The organism is Mycobacterium paraterrae (assembly GCF_022430545.2).
GTDB lineage: Bacteria > Actinomycetota > Actinomycetes > Mycobacteriales > Mycobacteriaceae > Mycobacterium > Mycobacterium paraterrae.
On the sequence record NZ_CP092488.2, the window covers coordinates 833407 to 849035 of the forward strand.

Consider the following 15629-nt stretch of genomic DNA (forward strand, 5'->3'; position numbering starts at 1 on the left):
CGTCACGCCTTCGGACAGAACATCCCCAGGATTTGCTGACAGTTGCTTCGATCGATGACAAACGGCCCTGGGTCGGTCGGTGGTGGAGGCGGTGGCGGGGCGTCTCCAGCGAAGATCAGGTTGGAAACGTTGCCTTGGCCCGGCCACACATACCAGTAGGTATGGCACACATTGAAATCCCAATGCAAAGGGTCCGTCACATGATTGCCCGTCATGGGCGGCGGCTCCCCCGGGCACCAGTGACAGGGAGGTGTCAATGGATTGTTAGAGCAACCGTCGGCATACGCTACGGCAATGTCGGTGGTCAGCAGGCCCGCGGCGATCGTGGCCGAAAGTAGCCCGGCGACAACGACTTTCTTCACACTCATGCGCCCATTTTCGGCCCTACCGCCCGATCACCGCATGGGGAAATCTCCCCATCTCTGACCAGCGGACTACGGCGTCCCCGAACACATGAACGGGAATCCGCACGGCGGCTTCTGCGTAGCCTCCGGTGGCGGCGCATCGGGACCATCCCAGGTGCTGGGCCCGGCGTTGCCGTGCCCGTAATAGACGGTCCACCACGTATGGCAGACACTGGTGTCCCAGTTGACATTTGCTCCCTGGTAAGGGCATCCGGGGCCAGGTCCCTGGGGGTGTCCTTCTTTTTGCCCTGGGCAACATGTCCACGGCCCGAAGTACGGTTCGGCCTGGGCGACAGGTGCTCCGACGCCCACCAGGGCCGCCGCGACGCCGCCTGACAACAGAGTTGCGCCGAGCATCTTCTTCACAGTGCGGTAGTGGGACATGTTGTGGGCCTCGCTCGCTACTCGATGATGCGGGTAATGACGGAAAGGTAGGCGCGGCCGCTTGGCAGATTCTTAACGCGGCCAACTAGAACGTGTTTCAGAAATGTGGTTCCGCGGCCGCCGACGCCTTGTTACGGTGACCGCCGTGATCCTCGACAAATTCCGACTCGACGACCAAGTTGCCGTCGTCACCGGTGGCGGCCGTGGCCTCGGGGCAGCCATCGCGTTGGCGTTCGCCGACGTAGGTGCCGATGTCGTCATCGCTTCCCGCACCCGATCCGAACTAGAGGCCGTCGCTGAAAAGGTCCGTGCGGCCGGCCGACGGGCCCACATCGTCACCGCCGACCTGGCTCAACCCGAGGTCACCGCCGAGCTGGCCAGCCAGGCCGTCGAGGCGTTCGGTCGGCTCGACATCGTGGTCAACAACGTCGGCGGGACGATGCCCAACGGGTTGCTGACCACCTCGACGAAAGACCTCAAAAGCGCGTTCACCTTCAACGTGGCGACGGCCCACGCGCTGACCACCGCCGCGGTGCCGCTGATGATCGAGCACTCCGGCGGCGGCAACATCATCAACATCACCTCGACCATGGGACGGGTCGCGGGCCGCGGCTTCGCCGCCTACGGCACCGCCAAAGCCGCGCTCGCCCATTACACCCGGCTGGCCGCGCTGGATCTCTGCCCGCGGGTCCGGGTCAACGCGATCGCACCCGGCTCGATTGCGACGTCCGCGCTCGACATTGTCGCGTCCAACGACGAATTGCGCGAGCCGATGGAGAAGGCGACACCACTGCGGCGACTCGGCGATCCTGACGAGATCGCCGCTGCTGCGGTCTATTTGGCCTCACCCGCAGGTGGGTACCTGACCGGCAAAGTGATCGAGGTCGACGGCGGCATCACCTTCCCCAACCTCGACCTCCCGATTCCGGACCTGTGAGCATGGCCATCAAGGTCGCCGCCATCGGCACCGGCAATGTCGGCATTCACGCGCTCAGGGCACTGATCACCAACCCGGACTACGAACTCACCGGGGTGTGGGTGTCGTCGGAAGCCAAAGCGGGCAAAGATGCCGGAGAGCTTGCCGGACTTGATATTTCGACCGGAATCCTGGCATCCACCGACCTGAACGCCGTGCTGGCCACCGGGCCGCAGTGCGCGGTGTACACCGCGATGGCCGACAACCGGCTACCCGACGCGCTCGACGATTACCGCCGCATCCTCGCCGCCGGCGTCAACATCGTCGGCAGCAGCGCCGTCTTTCTCCAGTACCCCTGGCAGACGCTGCCCGACAACATGCTCACGCCCATCGAAGAGGCTGCGCGAGCAGGCAATTCGAGCTTGTTCGTCAACGGGATCGACCCCGGGTTCGCCAACGACTTGATCCCCCTGGCGCTGGCCGGCACGTGCCAGAGTGTTCAGCAGATCCGCTGCATGGAGATCGTCGACTACGCCACCTACGACAGCGCGACAGTCATGTTCGACGTGATGGGCTTCGGTAAACCGCTCGACGAGATTCCGATGCTGCTGCAACCCGGCGTGCTGAGCCTGGCATGGGGCTCGGTGGTGCGCCAGCTCGCGGCCGGCCTGGGTGTCGAACTCGACTCGGTCACCGAGAAACAAGAACGCGTCCCCGCTCCCGAGGACTTCGACATCGCGTCCGGACACATCCCGAAGGGCAGCGCCGCAGCGCTGAGATTCGAGGTGCAGGGCATCAAGGACGGCCACCCCGCCGTCGTTCTCGAACACGTCACCCGCTTGCGCGAAGACCTCTGCCCGGAGTGGCCGCAGCCGGCCCAGCCCGGTGGCTGCTACCGGATCGAGATCACCGGTGAGCCCTCGTACGCGGTCGACGTATGCCTGAGCAGTCCCAACGGTGACCACAACCATGCCGGCCTGGTCGCGACGGCGATGCGTGTCGTCAACGCGATTCCAGCCGTCGTGGCCGCGCCCGCCGGAATCCGCACCACGCTGGACCTGCCGCTGATCACCGGTCGCGGCCTCTACGCACCCGCCTGACGGTTTCGGCTAACCTAACTTTTCTATTCGTCGAACGAAAGTGAGTTAGGTGGCCTCGGTTACCCGCGCCCGGTTGAAGACCGGGTGGTATCTGCTCGGCCCTGCCTTCGTCGCAGCCATTGCCTACGTCGACCCGGGTAACGTCGCCGCGAACATCAGCGCGGGCTCGCAGTTCGGCTTCTCGCTGCTGTGGGTCATCGTGCTGGCCAACATCATGGCCGGCCTGGTGCAGTACCTGTCGGCCAAGCTCGGGCTGGTCACCGGCCGGACCCTGCCCGAGGCGATTGGGGACAAGCTGAATCGCCCTGTCAGGCTGACGTTTTGGCTGCAGGCCGAGGTCGTCGCAATGGCCACCGATGTCGCTGAGGTGATCGGCGGGGCGATCGCGCTACACATCCTGTTCGCGCTGCCGTTACTGCTGGGTGGAGCGCTCACCGGCGTCGTGTCGCTGCTGCTGTTGCGCGTGCAGGACCAGCGCGGACAGCAGATCTTCGAGCGCGTCATCACCGGGCTGCTGATGTTGATCGCAATCGGATTCACCGCAAGCTTTTTCGTGTCGACGCCGCCGCCGGGTGACGTGGTCGGTGGCCTGATCCCGGGCTTCCACGGTAAGGAAAGTGTGCTGCTGGCCGCCGCCATCCTGGGCGCCACGGTGATGCCCCACGCGGTGTATCTGCACTCCGGGCTCGCCCGTGACCGACACGGCCATCCCGACGCCGGGGAGGAGAGGCGCCTGTTGCTGCGCATCACCCGGGTAGACGTCGGGTTGGCAATGGTCGTCGCGGGCGGGGTGAACGCGGCCATGCTGCTCGTCGCCGCACTGAACATGCGCGGGCACGGCGACATCAGCTCGATCGAGGTGGCCTACGCGGCCGTGCGCGACACCGTAAGCCCGGTCATCGCCGCCCTCTTCGCGGTCGGCTTACTGGCCTCGGGGCTGGCGTCCGCCTCCGTCGGCGCCTACGCCGGAGCAATGATCATGCAGGGTCTGATGCACCGCTCGATCCCGATGGTGTGGCGCAGGCTGGTGACATTGGCGCCGGCGTTGTTGATCCTGGGTTTGGGATTCGATCCGACGCGCACGCTGGTGCTTTCTCAAGTCGTTCTCTCGTTCGGAATCCCGTTCGCGCTGCTTCCGCTGGTCCGGCTGACCAGCAGCCGCGCGCTGATGGGAGACGACGTCAATCACCGCGTCACCACGGCCCTCGGCTGGGTGATCGGCACGCTGATCAGCCTGCTCAACGTCGTGCTGATCTACCTGACGGTCAGCGCCAAAGGCTAGGGCGAGCGTCGGAGTCGTCGTACTTGCGGTGTTTCCCGCCGCTACCCAGTTCGATGAGTTCGTCGAGCAGGGCGTCCATCTGATCGGTCGACGGCATATCACCGCCGCGCTCGCGGTGCGCATCACGAACGCCTGCCAGCACTCGCAATTCACGCTCGATGGTGGCCCGGTCTCGGGTGCCGCCGTGGTTCATGCCGCTCATCGACCGATCTTTTCACCTCGGGCCGTCGCATTCGCGCCACGACTCACGGATTTAACCTTGCGCTCAGACGTCGTTCGCAGCGAAGTAGATATTTCGCTCGGCTAACATCGACGTCGTGACGCAGCGGCGCCGTCATTCCTATTTCGCATATGGGTCCAACCTGTGCGTGCACCAGATGGCGCGGCGGTGTCCCGAGGCCGTGAATCCGCGGCGGGCCGTGCTCGCCGACCACGACTGGCTGATCAATCAGCGCGGGGTGGCCACCGTCGAACCGTTGCAAGGCACCTCGGTGCACGGCGTCGTCTGGGACGTGTCCGACCACGACCTGACGGCGCTGGACAGTGCCGAAGGCGTACCGGTGCGCTACCGCCGTGACGAGGTGACCGTGCAGACCGAAGAGGGGCCCGCGGAGGCCTGGGTCTACATCGACCCCCGGGTGAACCTCGGGCCGCCGCGACCGGGCTACCTGGAACGCATCATCGACGGAGCGGAGCATCACGGCCTGCCGCGGCACTGGATCGACTTCCTGCGCCGATGGGATCCCGCGCGGTGGCCACGCCCGCGACCACGGCCGGAAACGCCCGCACCGCAATCGTTTTCCGAACTGCTCGCCGACGACGAGGTAGTCGAGGACAGCCGGCTCCGGTCACGCTTCGGCTTCCTGGCGATTCATGGCGGCGGCCTGGAACAGATGACCGATGTGATCGCCGAGCGTGCCGCCGACGAAGCCGGCGCGTCGGTGTATGTGGTCCGGCATCCTGATCGGTATCCACACCACCTCGCGTCGGCGCGCTACGTTCGCGAAGAGTCCCCGCGACTGGCGGAGTTCCTGGACCACGTCGACGTCGCGGTGTCATTGCACGGCTACGGGCGGATCGGCCGCGCCACACAACTGCTGGCCGGTGGCGGCAATCGCGCGCTGGCCGCCCACGTCGCCGGGCACCTGCGGCTCCCCGGCTATCGCGTCGTCACCGACATCGACGAGATACCGCCCGAGCTGCGCGGCCTGCATCCGCAAAACCCGGTGAACCAGACCCGTTACGGCGGAACCCAATTGGAGCTGCCGATCCGGGTCAGGGGCATCAGCCCCCGCAGCCCGTTGCCCGGCGCCGACGGATTGTCGCCGGTGACGGCCGATCTGGTGCGGGGCCTGGCGGCCGCGGCGCGTTCGTGGCAATAGATCTGACAACACAATCGGAGGTGGCCGATGGCCGACAAGGACTTACGGTTTTCGCTGGGCATTCACGCGGCCAAGTCGCTGCCCGCCTTACGGGACAAGGTGAAGCGCTACGAGGACCTTGGCTTCGACGCCTTGCACCTGCCCGATCACCTCGGCGCTCCGGCACCCTTTCCGGTCCTGACTGCCATCGCGTCGGCGACGTCGCGAGTGCGGCTGGGTACCTATGTGCTCAACGCCGGGTTCTACAAGCCCGCCCTGCTCGCACGTGACGCCGGCGAAGTCGACCAGCTCAGCGGCGGACGACTCGACCTCGGCCTCGGCGCCGGATACGTGCGTGAGGAATTCGAGGCAGCCGAGCTGCCGTACCCCACCGCGCGGGAGCGTGTCGACTACCTCCAGCACGTCACCGTGTACATGAAAAAACACCTGCCGACCGTGCCAATCCTGATCGCGGGCAACGGAAATCGGCTGCTGACGATCGCGGCCCAGCATGCCGACATCATCGGGTTGACCGGCGCGAGCTCCGGTGACGCCGCCGACCCGCTGGCCGAGCGCGTCGACTTCGTCCGCAACGCCGCGGGCGAACGGTTCGCCGATCTCGAGCTGAACCTCGCAATCACCGCCGTCCCGTCCGGCGACTCGGAACAACCCGACCTCGCGCTGACCCGCCGATTCGTCGACCTGTCCGACGAGCAGCTGCTCGCTCTGCCCTCAGTGCTGGCGGGATCACCGCGCGGTATCGCCGACACCCTGCTCGGCTACCGCGAGAAGTACGGGTTGACGTCGTTCACCTTCCAGGAAAACCACGTCGACACGATCGCAAAAGTGATCGCCGAAGTCCGCTGACGGCCCGATTCCGTATGGTGGTTTGATGCGCTACAACCCGCCCCCCAACTGGCCAAAGCCCCCCAAGGGCTGGGCGCCGCACCCGGACTGGTCACCGGACCCGGCGTGGCCGCCGCCACCCCCGGGCTGGCGGCTCTGGATCGACGACGAAGACGGCCCGGACGCACCAGCAGCGCTCGGGCGGCTGAAGCACGACGGTGACGACGGCGAATACTTCGGCGACGAGAACGCGTGGGCCGACGATGCCGGACCCTCACGGGTTGCCGACGAGGTGCACGACGGGGTAACGGCGCTGCCGCCGCAACCGACCGAGGTCGCACCCGAAGAGCTTGCGGTGCAACACCTCGGGCAGCATGCGACGGTCAAATGGGAAGACGAACGCCACTACGCCGTCGGCACGATTCTGGCCGTCTCGGCCGACGCGGCGGAGGTGCGCCTCAAACTCGACGGCATCGACGAGCCGATCGCCTTCCCGCGCGATACGCCCGGCAGCCCGCGGTTACTGGTCTGGATCTAAGACCCTGGCGATCCCCGTCATCTGCCTGACCGGTTACCTCGGTGCCGGCAAGACGACGCTGCTCAACCACGTGCTTCGCAGCCCCGGTGCGCGAATCGGCGTCGTAATCAACGACTTCGGCGAGCTCAACGTCGACGCCATGCTGGTGGCCGGGCAGATCGACGAGCCGGTATCGATTGCCGGTGGTTGCATCTGCTGTATGCCCGACGACGGTGGCATCGACGACGCGCTCAGCAAGCTCGCCGATCCGCGGCTCAATCTCGACGCCGTCATCGTCGAGGCCAGCGGTCTGGCCGACCCGCTGATCGTGTCCCGCATCATCGGCTTCAGCAAGGTGACCGGCCTTCGGTACGGCGGGCTCGTCGACGTCGTGGATGCCGCAACGCATTTCGACGTCGTCGACACCGGCGAGGTACTGCCCGCCCGCTACCGCGCCGCGTCCCTCGTCGTGGTCAACAAGCTCGACCAACTTCCCGTCGTTGATCGCACCGCGATGGTCGAACGGGTGGCCGACCGGGTACACCGGCAGAATCCCCGCGCGACCGTGGTCGGGGCGGTGGCCGGGCAGATCGACCCCCGGCTGCTCTATGACGTCGCCGGATCGGACGACGAACCCGGCCAACTCTCGCTGCGCGAACTGCTGGTCGACGAGGTTGCTCACGACGACCACGACCACGCACACGCCGACTCGGTGACGGTGACCGCCGACGGCGAGGTCCACCCCGGAGCCCTGCTCGACCTCCTCGAGGACCCACCCGAGGGGGTGTACCGGCTCAAGGGTGTTGTGAAGATGCGCTACGGCCGAGGCACACCCAACTTCGCGGTCAACCTCGTCGGGCCGACCATCCATATTGCGAATGCGCCGCGCGGAGCCGCCGCCAACTTCCTGGTCGCGATCGGGATGCACCTCGACAGCGACGACGTGCGCAAGCGGCTCGACGCGGCGCTGCGACCCGGCGTGGAGCCGCCGACCCTGGCCGACGTTCACCGACTTCGTCGATACCTTCGCCACAGCCTGTAACGCACCGGCGACCATGTAGGTTTAACCCTGATTTCCGCCCCCGTAGCTCAGGGGATAGAGCACGGCTCTCCTAAAGCCGGTGTCGCAGGTTCGAATCCTGCCGGGGGCACAAACTCGCGATTGCGCGACGACGAAACGGGTACCCCGCCCGGCGTGAGTGAGACCGATCACAGGACGCCCGAGTTGCGTCAGCAGGCACAGAAGCACGCCGAACAGGCCCGCGCCACCATGGACGAACGCCGTGAAAGTCAATCCGGCGGCGTCAGCGGTTGGGTCGCCGAGCGAGCGGGCGAATGGGACCTCAGCGGTCCGGACGAGTCCGCACTACACGTCCAGAAGTTCTTCTGGAATGCGTTGATGGATTACTGGTTTCGCATGGAGATCGACGGCTGGGAGAACGTCGGGGAGCCTCCTGCACTGCTCATCGGCATCCACTCGGGCGCGCCGTTCGTATGGGACGCCTGGACGGTCGGCGTGCAGTGGTGGCGGAAGTTCGGCGACGAACGCATCCTGCACGGCACGGCCCACGACGCGCTGATGGCCATCCCGGGGTTCGGTCAGTTCTTCCGTTCGATGGGAGTGCTGCCCGCCGCGCCTGACGCCATCGCGACCGCGCTGGCCGAAGGGCACGACGTGGCGCTGTGGCCAGGCGGCGAGGTGGATTCGCTACGCCCGTGGCGCGAACGCGACAAGGCCAACCTCGCCGGGCGCACAGGGTTCGTGAAGATGGCCATTCGCGCGGGCGTCCCGATCGTCCCGATCGCGACAGTCGGCGGCGCCGACGCCATGCCTGTGTTGATCCGAGGCGACCGGCTGTCGAAGGCTCTGCGACTCGACAAGGTGTTGCGCCTCAAGGTGTTTCCTCTCGCGATTTCACTCCCTTGGGGCATCGCGCCGGCCGCGCTGCCGCAGTTCCCGTTGCCGGCCAAGATCCGAACCCGGTTCATGCCCCCGGTCGAGGTCGATCACGATCCGGAGCGCGCCGAGGACGACGACTACGTGCACCGCAAGTATCTCGAGGTGCAGGGCAGCATTCAGAGCGGCATGGATGCGCTGGCCCGCAAGCGCGCGCTGCCGGTGTTCGGCTGACGGGTTTCACAACGTCCCGGTCAGGTGACCGAGCGCGGTGAGGATGTCGTAGACGTTGTCGGCGGTCACCGCGGCGGTCGTGCCGTGGGCGAACAGGACTTCGGTCACGTCGTTGCTGAAACCGTAGCCGGAGTCGGCGTAACTGCCCTCCGAGCCGAACGGGTCAAGGACGACCGCGACGTTGTGATCACCCTCGAAGGCGACGGCCTGGCTGTTCTCCGGTCCGAATACGGAAGCGTAATTGTTGTTGCCCAACTCCGCGTAGGTGCCGAAGTACTCGCCGCTGTAGTTGGCGTTGCTGATCGCGACGTTGTTGTCACCGCCGAAGCCGGCAAAAACTCCTTCGTCGTAGCCGGTGATGGTGCCGACCTGGCTGGCGACGTTGTTGCTGCCGCCCAGCGCGTCGGCGCCGTCGAACAGGCCGCTGTTGTTCCCGAGGTCGATCGCGAAATCGTGGTTGCCGTCTCCGGAGACTCCGCCCAATCCACCTGCGCCGGCAAACGCGCCTTCGTTGCCGCCGCCGCTGGCTCCGTTGGTGTTGTTGCCGATGTCGATGGCCGTGTCGTAGGAACCCGTGCCGGAGCCACCGCCCAAGTCGCCGTTCCCGGCGTAGGCTCCGTCGGCCGCGCCCGTCGACGGCAGGTCGTTGTTGCCGATGTCGATGGCGGTGTCGAAGTTCGCGTTGGTGTCGCCCGGTAACCCGCCGGCAACGGCGTGAGCATTGACGCCCTGCGCTTCGGCGAAATTGCCGAGGCCGCCGCCGGCGTAGGCGTAAGCGCCGCTGCCCGCGGCGATCGCCAGGCCGTATTCCCCAGTGGCGGTGTGTGCGGTAGCGCTGCCCTCCTGGATGAGCGTGAAGCCGTCGTAGGAGAAGGCCAGATCCAGACCCGACGACGCTGCCGGCAGCGTCGCGCCGCTCAGCAGACTGTCGACTGATGCCAGCCAGTCGGTCGACGAGTCGGCCCCGGCCACCCCCGACGCGGATGCCACCGCCGCTCCGACACCCATACCGAACGCCAGCACGCACACCTGACCGAACCGACGGACGTTCACCATGGTTGTCCTCTCGTGAACCGGCGGCCGATCGCCGAGTTTGCTCAGGCTAACAGCAAACCCATGTAGCCGATGTGAAATCCCTGTCAAATCCGTTCTATGTGAAGATGTTTCGGCGGCCACGGCGCCCATTGAGGTAACAAGCGATAGCTTGCTGGTTTCTTAGAGTCGTTTCAGCCTGCGTTCGAGTCGGCGCATGACATGATTCGCATCATGATCCACCGTGTCCTTGTCGCCGCATCCGTAGCGGTCGCCGCTTGCGGCTTTGCGCCGCTCGCGCTGGCCGACCCGCCGCAGTGCCCGGCCACTGGTTGCCCGCACGGGCCGGCCACCAACGCGCCCGGCCCGGCAGCACCGCCCGCCCCACCGCCCGCCAACGTCAACAGCTCGTCGTACAAGGACGGTTACAAGTCCGAGCATGACTTCTTCGCGATCCCGCAGAACCACGCCTATCTCGCGAGCGAGATGAGAAGCGGATACACCGCGTTGTCGGCCTGCCAGGTGGAGATCAAGGGTGGATCGGCGCCCCCGAATGTGAACGACTGGCTGGCGGGCTGCGTCGACGCACTGCATGACCTGGGGTTCAAGCCATAAGCGTGCTGATCTCCGCCACCCAACTGGCTCGCCTGATCGATGCCGGCCAGCGCGTCGCCATCCTCGACGTCCGCTGGCGAATCGACGAGCCCGACGGTCGGGCGGCGTATCAGCGCGGCCACCTTCCTGGTGCGGTCTACGTCTCCCTCGAGGACGAACTCAGCGACCACTCCACTGTCGGGAGAGGACGCCACCCGTTGCCGTCGGGGCGCAGCATCGAGGCCGCGGCGCGGCGCTGGGGCATTCGCGACGGCGTGCCGACCGTCGTCTACGACGACTGGAACCGCGCCGGCTCGGCCAGGGCCTGGTGGGTGCTGACGGCCGCCGGCATTGCCGACGTATGCATCCTCGACGGCGGTTTGGCCGCATGGCGATCCGTCGGCCGCGACCTGTCCACTGACCCGGTCGAGCCGCCCCCGGGAAACGCGACCGTCACGCACCAGGACCTCTACGACGGCGCGTTGCCCACGTTGACCGCGCAACAAGTCGGCGAGGTCGACCTCTTGGATGCCCGTGCGCCGGAACGCTTCCGGGGCGAGATCGAGCCGATCGACCCAGTGGCCGGCCACATCCCCGGCGCCACCAATCTGCCCAGCAGCGCCATGTTGAACCCCGACGGCACATTCCTGGCACATGATGCGATCGCCGGACTGCTTGCCGACCGCGACGTGGACGACACCAGGATTGGTGCGTACTGCGGCTCCGGCGTGACGGCGGCGGTCACCGTCGCCGCGCTCGCCGCCGCCGGTTATCGCGCCGCGCTGTTCCCCGGCTCGTGGTCGCAGTGGAGTTCCGATTCCGACAACCCCGTCGCGCGCGGAGATGACTAGTCCGGTTCCGCGGAAACAGGTTTGTCCGGTGGCATCGGGGGCAATGCGCGTACGGAGGCGGACACGTTGGTCGACCGACGTGGCTGCTCAGGTCCTGCCGGTTCAGCCGAGAGCTGGTGGGACCGCCTGAAATAGTGCTTCTGAGCCCGTCACTCTTTTAGTTGTAGTAGCGTGCCGAGCATGGACGTCGGTGTCTGGGTCCTCGGCGGTTACCAGAGCGATTTCGCTCGCAATTTCCGCCGGGAAGGTCGCGACTTCGCGGATCTGACCCGGGAAGTGGTCGACGCCACTCTCACCGCGGCCGAGATCGACGCCGCGGACATCGGAGTCGTCCACGTGGCCAACGCGTTCGGTGAAATGTTCGCCGCGCAGGGTCATCTCGGTGCGATGCCGGCGACCGTCTGCGACGGCCTGTGGAACACCCCGGCGTCGCGCCACGAAGCGGCCTGCGCCTCGGGCAGCGTGGCGGCGCTCGCCGCGATGGCGGATCTGCGAGCGGGCAACTACGACACCGCGCTGGTCCTGGGCGTCGAGCTGGAGAAGACCGTGCCCGGCGACACCGCGGCGCGTCACCTCGGCGCCGCCGCGTGGACCGGACACGAGGGCGCCGACGCGACGTTTCTCTGGCCGTCGATGTTCGCCACGGTCGCCGACGAATACGACCGCCGTTACGGCATCGACGAGGCGCACCTGCGAGGGATCGCGCAGGTCAACTTCGGCAACGCGCGCCGAAACCCGAACGCGCAGACCAGAGAATGGACAGTGCCGGATCCCATCGACGACGGCGAGACCAACCCGCTGATCGAGGGACGGCTCCGCCGATTCGACTGCAGTCAGATGACCGACGGCGGCGCCGGACTTGTCCTGGTCAACGATGCCTACCTTCGTGACCATCCCGGCGCACGACCGATTGCCCGCATCGCCGGCTGGGGCCACCGCACCGTCGGGCTCGGCCTCCAACAGAAACTCGACCGCACTGCGAACGACCCCTACGTGATGCCACATGTGCGCGCCGCCATGCTCGACGCCTTGCGCCGCGCCCACGCAACTCTTGACGACCTGCACGGCATCGAGGTCCACGACTGCTTCACTCCCAGTGAGTATTTGGCCATTGACCACATCGGCCTGACCGGCCCGGGCGAGTCGTGGAAGGCCATCGAGAACGGCGAGATCGAGATCGGCGGACGGCTGCCGATCAACCCCAGCGGCGGCTTGATCGGCGGCGGCCACCCGGTCGGTGCCTCGGGCATCCGAATGCTCGTCGACGCCGCCAAGCAAGTCAGCGGCATGGCCGGTGATTACCAGGTCGAGAACGCCACAACCTTTGCCACGCTGAATTTCGGCGGCAGCACGGCCACCACCGTCAGCTTCGTTGTCGAGGAGGTGGCGAGCTGATGGCCGACGTCGAGCTCGTTGCCAAATTCCTGTCGACACTGCCCGAGGACGACGACCACCCCTACCGCACCGGACCCTGGCGACCGCAGACCAGCGAGTGGGACGCCGACGATCTGGTCGCCGTCGAAGGCGAGATCCCCCGCGACCTCGACGGGGTGTATCTGCGCAACACCGAGAACCCGCTGCACCCGGCGCTGAAGACCTATCACCCGTTCGACGGCGACGGCATGCTGCACATCGTCGGCTTCCGCGACGGAAAGGCGTTCTACCGCAACCGCTTTGTCCGCACCAACGGCTTCCTTGCCGAGAACGAGGCGGGCGGCCCGCTGTGGCCGGGCCTCGCCGAGCCGGTCCAGCTGGCTCGGCGCGACGGTGGCTGCGGGGCGCGGACGCGGATGAAGGACGCGTCGAGCACCGACGTGATCGTGCACCGGGGAGTCGCGCTGACCAGTTTCTACCAGTGCGGTGACCTCTACCGGGTCGACCCGTTGTCGGCCGAGACGCTGGGCACCGAAACGTGGAATGGGCACTTCCCCACTGACTGGGGTGTGTCCGCCCACCCCAAGGTCGACCCGAAAACCGGGGAGCTGCTGTTCTTCAACTACAGCAAGCAGGCGCCGTACATGCATTACGGCGTCGTCGACGAGAACAACGACCTGGCCCACTACATCGACATCGCGCTGCCAGGTCCGCGTCTGCCGCATGACATGGCCTTCACCGAGAATTACGCGATCCTCAACGATTTCCCGTTGTTCTGGGATCCCGACCTGCTCGCGCAGAATGTCCACCTGCCGCGGTTCTACGCCGATATGCCGTCCCGCTTCGCGGTGGTGCCGCGCCGCGGTGGCAGCAGCGATATCCGCTGGTTCGAGGCCGACCCCACGTTCGTCCTGCACTTCACCAACGCCTACGAAGACGGTGACGAGGTCGTGCTCGACGGGTTCTACGAAGGCGCTCCGCAACCAGCGGACACCGGTGGAGACAGGTGGGACAAGCTGTTTCGCTTCCTGGCACTGGACCGTCTGCAGACCCGTCTGCACCGCTGGCGGTTCAACCTGGTCACCGGTGAAGCCAAAGAGGAGCAGTTGTCCGAGTCGATCACCGAATTCGGCACGATCAATCCCGAATACGCGGCTACCAGCTACCGATTCACCTACGCAGCCACCGGCAAACCAGGCTGGTTCCTGTTCGACGGTCTGGTCAAACACGATCTGCGGACCGGCGGTGAACAGCACTACCGCTTCGCCGACGGCGTCTTCGGCAGTGAGGCGGCAATGGCCCCGCGGCCGAATGCCACCGGCGAAGACGACGGCTACCTGATCACGCTGACCACCGACATGAATGCCGACGCCTCCTACTGCGTGGTCTTCGACGCCGCCCGGTTCAGTGACGGCCCGGTGTGCAAACTCGCGTTGCCCGAACGGGTTTCCAGCGGAACGCATGCCACCTGGGCGGCCGCTGCACAACTGCGCCGCTGGCATGACGTCTGAGCCGACGATCCTCCCGCCCGGCGGAACCAACGCAGTCGGCCGCATCCTGGGGCTGCTCGGTGACGAATGGACGCTGCTGATCATCCAACAGGCGCTGCTCGGTGCGACCAGGTACGGCGAGTTCATCCAGCGGTTGCCGATCTCTAATACCGTGCTGGCCAACCGGTTACGCGCGCTCACCGACAGTGGGCTACTGGCGCGCAGCGAGTACCAGACGCGGCCGGTGCGGGCCGAGTACCTGGTCACCCAGCGCGGGCGAGCGTTCTGGCCGGTACTGCTGTCGATCTGGGAGTGGGAACGCCGCTGGGTGACCGACCACGTTCGTTCGCTGCCGAACATGCGGCACACGCAGTGCGGCAACCTCTTTGCGCCGGCGTTGACCTGTCTAGCCTGCGGCGGCGCGGTCGACGAAAAGCAGGTGGCGGCCCGCTGGGGCCCGAGCGGGTCGTGGCTGCGCTCGGTACCCGAGGGCACGACCCGGCGCAGGTCGACCGCCGGCCAGGCCGGATTGTTCCCCGAGACGATGAGTGTATTGGGAAACCGCTGGGCTGCTTCGCTGTTGGTGTGCGCATTCTTGGGCACCGGCCGCTTCTCGGAGTTCCATACCCAACTCGGGGCGCCGCCGTCGCTGCTGTCCGGTCGATTGCAGACGTTCTGCGCAAACGGGGTGATGCGCACCTCGAGGGAAGGCAGCTATCAGCTCACGGAGAAGGGGCGGGCGTTCTTCCCGGTCATCATTGCCGCCTTGCAGTGCGGGCAACGCTGGTTCCACGCGCCGGAAGGCCCTGCCGTGCTGCTGACCCATCTTGGTTGCGGCGAACCGTTTGTCGGTCAGTTGACCTGCGACCAGTGCGCCGGGCTGTTGAAGGGCGCCGACGTTCGCATCGACTAGCGGCGCAGCGCCGCAGCGAGGGCCCACGCTGAGCACAACACCGCCGCGCCGGCCGCGACGCCGCCGACGTACAGCCCGTAAGTCGCCGACACCGGCGGCTTCACGTTGACCGAGTAGTAGCGCAGGATCAGCGCCCCCACCACCATCGAAATCGTCAACGCGGCAATCGATGCCGTCCGCACCGACAAGCCGCGACCGACCATCGCGCCTGTCACCAACAATACCGACGACAGCACGACGATCAACTGGCCGGGCCCGAACCCATGCGGCACGTGCAGGCTGCCGATGCTGCCACCGATCGCGCTGGCGCGCCCGCCGCCGCCGGTTTCGGTGGTCAACCACGGAAGCCACACGCTCACCCACACCGCGGTGGCGGACAGCGCGACCATCCAACCGGGGCGTGGGCGGAACATACTGCGACAGTAGCCGCTGAG

Annotated in this window: 18 protein-coding genes and 1 tRNA gene; 14 read left to right on the forward strand and 5 right to left on the reverse strand. The window is 66.6% G+C overall.

What is annotated here, in order from left to right; translation table 11 throughout:
• Positions 1-2 precede the first annotated feature (2 nt).
• Together MKK62_RS03835 and MKK62_RS03840 are read right to left on the reverse strand one after the other, a co-directional pair.
• The gene (locus MKK62_RS03835) at positions 3-368 is read right to left on the reverse strand and encodes a hypothetical protein (protein ID WP_240262334.1); all 366 of its coding nucleotides are present in this window, start codon (positions 366-368) and stop codon (positions 3-5) included.
• A gap of 66 nt (positions 369-434) precedes the next feature.
• Positions 435-788, reverse strand: coding sequence for a hypothetical protein (locus MKK62_RS03840; RefSeq protein WP_240262333.1), 354 nt, complete (start codon positions 786-788; stop codon positions 435-437).
• A 145-nt stretch (positions 789-933) separates the two neighbouring features.
• Here MKK62_RS03840 and MKK62_RS03845 point away from each other — a divergent pair, with 145 nt between their 5' ends.
• The 3 genes from MKK62_RS03845 to MKK62_RS03855 are packed head-to-tail and all read left to right on the forward strand — an operon-like array spanning position 934 to position 4086.
• Positions 934-1725: an SDR family oxidoreductase gene (locus MKK62_RS03845; RefSeq protein ID WP_240262332.1), complete on the forward strand. Its 792-nt coding sequence runs from the start codon at positions 934-936 to the stop codon at positions 1723-1725.
• A 2-nt stretch (positions 1726-1727) separates the two neighbouring features.
• Positions 1728-2804 (forward strand): NAD(P)H-dependent amine dehydrogenase family protein, encoded by a 1077-nt coding sequence (locus MKK62_RS03850; protein ID WP_240262331.1) that lies wholly within the window; start codon positions 1728-1730, stop codon positions 2802-2804.
• A gap of 49 nt (positions 2805-2853) precedes the next feature.
• Complete coding sequence (locus MKK62_RS03855) at positions 2854-4086, forward strand: Nramp family divalent metal transporter (protein WP_240262330.1); 1233 nt, start codon at positions 2854-2856, stop codon at positions 4084-4086.
• On the opposite strand, the gene MKK62_RS03860 is transcribed toward MKK62_RS03855, so the two are convergent.
• Complete coding sequence (locus tag MKK62_RS03860) at positions 4070-4288, reverse strand: hypothetical protein (protein ID WP_240262329.1); 219 nt, start codon at positions 4286-4288, stop codon at positions 4070-4072. The genes MKK62_RS03855 and MKK62_RS03860 overlap by 17 nt on opposite strands.
• Positions 4289-4463: 175 nt before the next feature.
• On the opposite strand from MKK62_RS03860, the gene MKK62_RS03865 reads away from it, so the two are divergent.
• The 6 genes from MKK62_RS03865 to MKK62_RS03890 all read left to right on the forward strand — a co-directional run bounded on the left by MKK62_RS03865 (position 4464) and on the right by MKK62_RS03890 (position 8941).
• Complete coding sequence (locus MKK62_RS03865) at positions 4464-5468, forward strand: poly-gamma-glutamate hydrolase family protein (RefSeq protein WP_240263836.1); 1005 nt, start codon at positions 4464-4466, stop codon at positions 5466-5468.
• Positions 5469-5495: 27 nt separating this feature from the next.
• The gene (locus tag MKK62_RS03870) at positions 5496-6314 is read left to right on the forward strand and encodes a TIGR03621 family F420-dependent LLM class oxidoreductase (RefSeq protein WP_240262328.1); all 819 of its coding nucleotides are present in this window, start codon (positions 5496-5498) and stop codon (positions 6312-6314) included.
• Between the two features lie 25 nt (positions 6315-6339).
• Positions 6340-6831 (forward strand): hypothetical protein, encoded by a 492-nt coding sequence (locus MKK62_RS03875; protein ID WP_240262327.1) that lies wholly within the window; start codon positions 6340-6342, stop codon positions 6829-6831.
• Between the two features lie 4 nt (positions 6832-6835).
• A complete protein-coding gene (locus MKK62_RS03880) occupies positions 6836-7852 on the forward strand; it encodes a CobW family GTP-binding protein (RefSeq protein ID WP_240263835.1) in 1017 nt (338 codons plus the stop codon).
• 36 nt (positions 7853-7888) lie between these two features.
• Positions 7889-7961, forward strand: a tRNA-Arg gene (locus MKK62_RS03885).
• Positions 7962-8005: 44 nt separating this feature from the next.
• Complete coding sequence (locus MKK62_RS03890) at positions 8006-8941, forward strand: lysophospholipid acyltransferase family protein (protein ID WP_240262326.1); 936 nt, start codon at positions 8006-8008, stop codon at positions 8939-8941.
• Between the two features lie 6 nt (positions 8942-8947).
• On the opposite strand, the gene MKK62_RS03895 is transcribed toward MKK62_RS03890, so the two are convergent.
• The gene (locus MKK62_RS03895) at positions 8948-9997 is read right to left on the reverse strand and encodes a hypothetical protein (protein WP_240262325.1); all 1050 of its coding nucleotides are present in this window, start codon (positions 9995-9997) and stop codon (positions 8948-8950) included.
• A gap of 210 nt (positions 9998-10207) precedes the next feature.
• On the opposite strand from MKK62_RS03895, the gene MKK62_RS03900 reads away from it, so the two are divergent.
• From MKK62_RS03900 to MKK62_RS03920, 5 genes are all read left to right on the forward strand, one after another.
• Positions 10208-10588, forward strand: a complete 381-nt coding sequence (locus MKK62_RS03900) for a hypothetical protein (protein WP_240262324.1) — start codon at positions 10208-10210, stop codon at positions 10586-10588.
• Positions 10585-11418, forward strand: a complete 834-nt coding sequence (locus MKK62_RS03905) for a sulfurtransferase (RefSeq protein ID WP_240263834.1) — start codon at positions 10585-10587, stop codon at positions 11416-11418. The genes MKK62_RS03900 and MKK62_RS03905 overlap by 4 nt, the downstream gene beginning before the upstream one ends.
• Before the next feature lie 180 nt (positions 11419-11598).
• Positions 11599-12813: an acetyl-CoA acetyltransferase gene (locus MKK62_RS03910; protein WP_240262323.1), complete on the forward strand. Its 1215-nt coding sequence runs from the start codon at positions 11599-11601 to the stop codon at positions 12811-12813.
• A complete protein-coding gene (locus tag MKK62_RS03915; RefSeq protein ID WP_240262322.1) occupies positions 12813-14303 on the forward strand; it encodes a carotenoid oxygenase family protein in 1491 nt (496 codons plus the stop codon). The genes MKK62_RS03910 and MKK62_RS03915 overlap by 1 nt, the downstream gene beginning before the upstream one ends.
• The gene (locus MKK62_RS03920) at positions 14293-15195 is read left to right on the forward strand and encodes a winged helix-turn-helix transcriptional regulator (RefSeq protein ID WP_240262321.1); all 903 of its coding nucleotides are present in this window, start codon (positions 14293-14295) and stop codon (positions 15193-15195) included. The genes MKK62_RS03915 and MKK62_RS03920 overlap by 11 nt, the downstream gene beginning before the upstream one ends.
• Here MKK62_RS03920 and MKK62_RS03925 read toward each other — a convergent pair.
• Complete coding sequence (locus MKK62_RS03925) at positions 15192-15608, reverse strand: hypothetical protein (RefSeq protein WP_240262320.1); 417 nt, start codon at positions 15606-15608, stop codon at positions 15192-15194. The two genes, MKK62_RS03920 and MKK62_RS03925, sit on opposite strands and share 4 nt — an antisense overlap.
• Between the last annotated feature and the right edge of the window lie 21 nt (positions 15609-15629).

Bases quoted from the DNA above. Each gene is read 5' to 3' on its own strand.
- MKK62_RS03835 (WP_240262334.1), bottom strand. From the start codon at position 368: ATGAGTGTGAAGAAAGTCGTTGTCGCCGGGCTACTTTCGGCCACGATC.
- MKK62_RS03840 (WP_240262333.1), bottom strand. From the start codon at position 788: ATGTCCCACTACCGCACTGTGAAGAAGATGCTCGGCGCAACTCTGTTG.
- MKK62_RS03850 (WP_240262331.1), top strand. From the start codon at position 1,728: ATGGCCATCAAGGTCGCCGCCATCGGCACCGGCAATGTCGGCATTCAC.
- MKK62_RS03860 (WP_240262329.1), bottom strand. From the start codon at position 4,288: ATGAGCGGCATGAACCACGGCGGCACCCGAGACCGGGCCACCATCGAG.
- MKK62_RS03865 (WP_240263836.1), top strand. From the start codon at position 4,464: ATGGCGCGGCGGTGTCCCGAGGCCGTGAATCCGCGGCGGGCCGTGCTC.
- MKK62_RS03870 (WP_240262328.1), top strand. From the start codon at position 5,496: ATGGCCGACAAGGACTTACGGTTTTCGCTGGGCATTCACGCGGCCAAG.
- MKK62_RS03875 (WP_240262327.1), top strand. From the start codon at position 6,340: ATGCGCTACAACCCGCCCCCCAACTGGCCAAAGCCCCCCAAGGGCTGG.
- MKK62_RS03895 (WP_240262325.1), bottom strand. From the start codon at position 9,997: ATGGTGAACGTCCGTCGGTTCGGTCAGGTGTGCGTGCTGGCGTTCGGT.
- MKK62_RS03900 (WP_240262324.1), top strand. From the start codon at position 10,208: ATGATCCACCGTGTCCTTGTCGCCGCATCCGTAGCGGTCGCCGCTTGC.
- MKK62_RS03910 (WP_240262323.1), top strand. From the start codon at position 11,599: ATGGACGTCGGTGTCTGGGTCCTCGGCGGTTACCAGAGCGATTTCGCT.
- MKK62_RS03915 (WP_240262322.1), top strand. From the start codon at position 12,813: ATGGCCGACGTCGAGCTCGTTGCCAAATTCCTGTCGACACTGCCCGAG.
- MKK62_RS03920 (WP_240262321.1), top strand. From the start codon at position 14,293: ATGACGTCTGAGCCGACGATCCTCCCGCCCGGCGGAACCAACGCAGTC.
- MKK62_RS03925 (WP_240262320.1), bottom strand. From the start codon at position 15,608: ATGTTCCGCCCACGCCCCGGTTGGATGGTCGCGCTGTCCGCCACCGCG.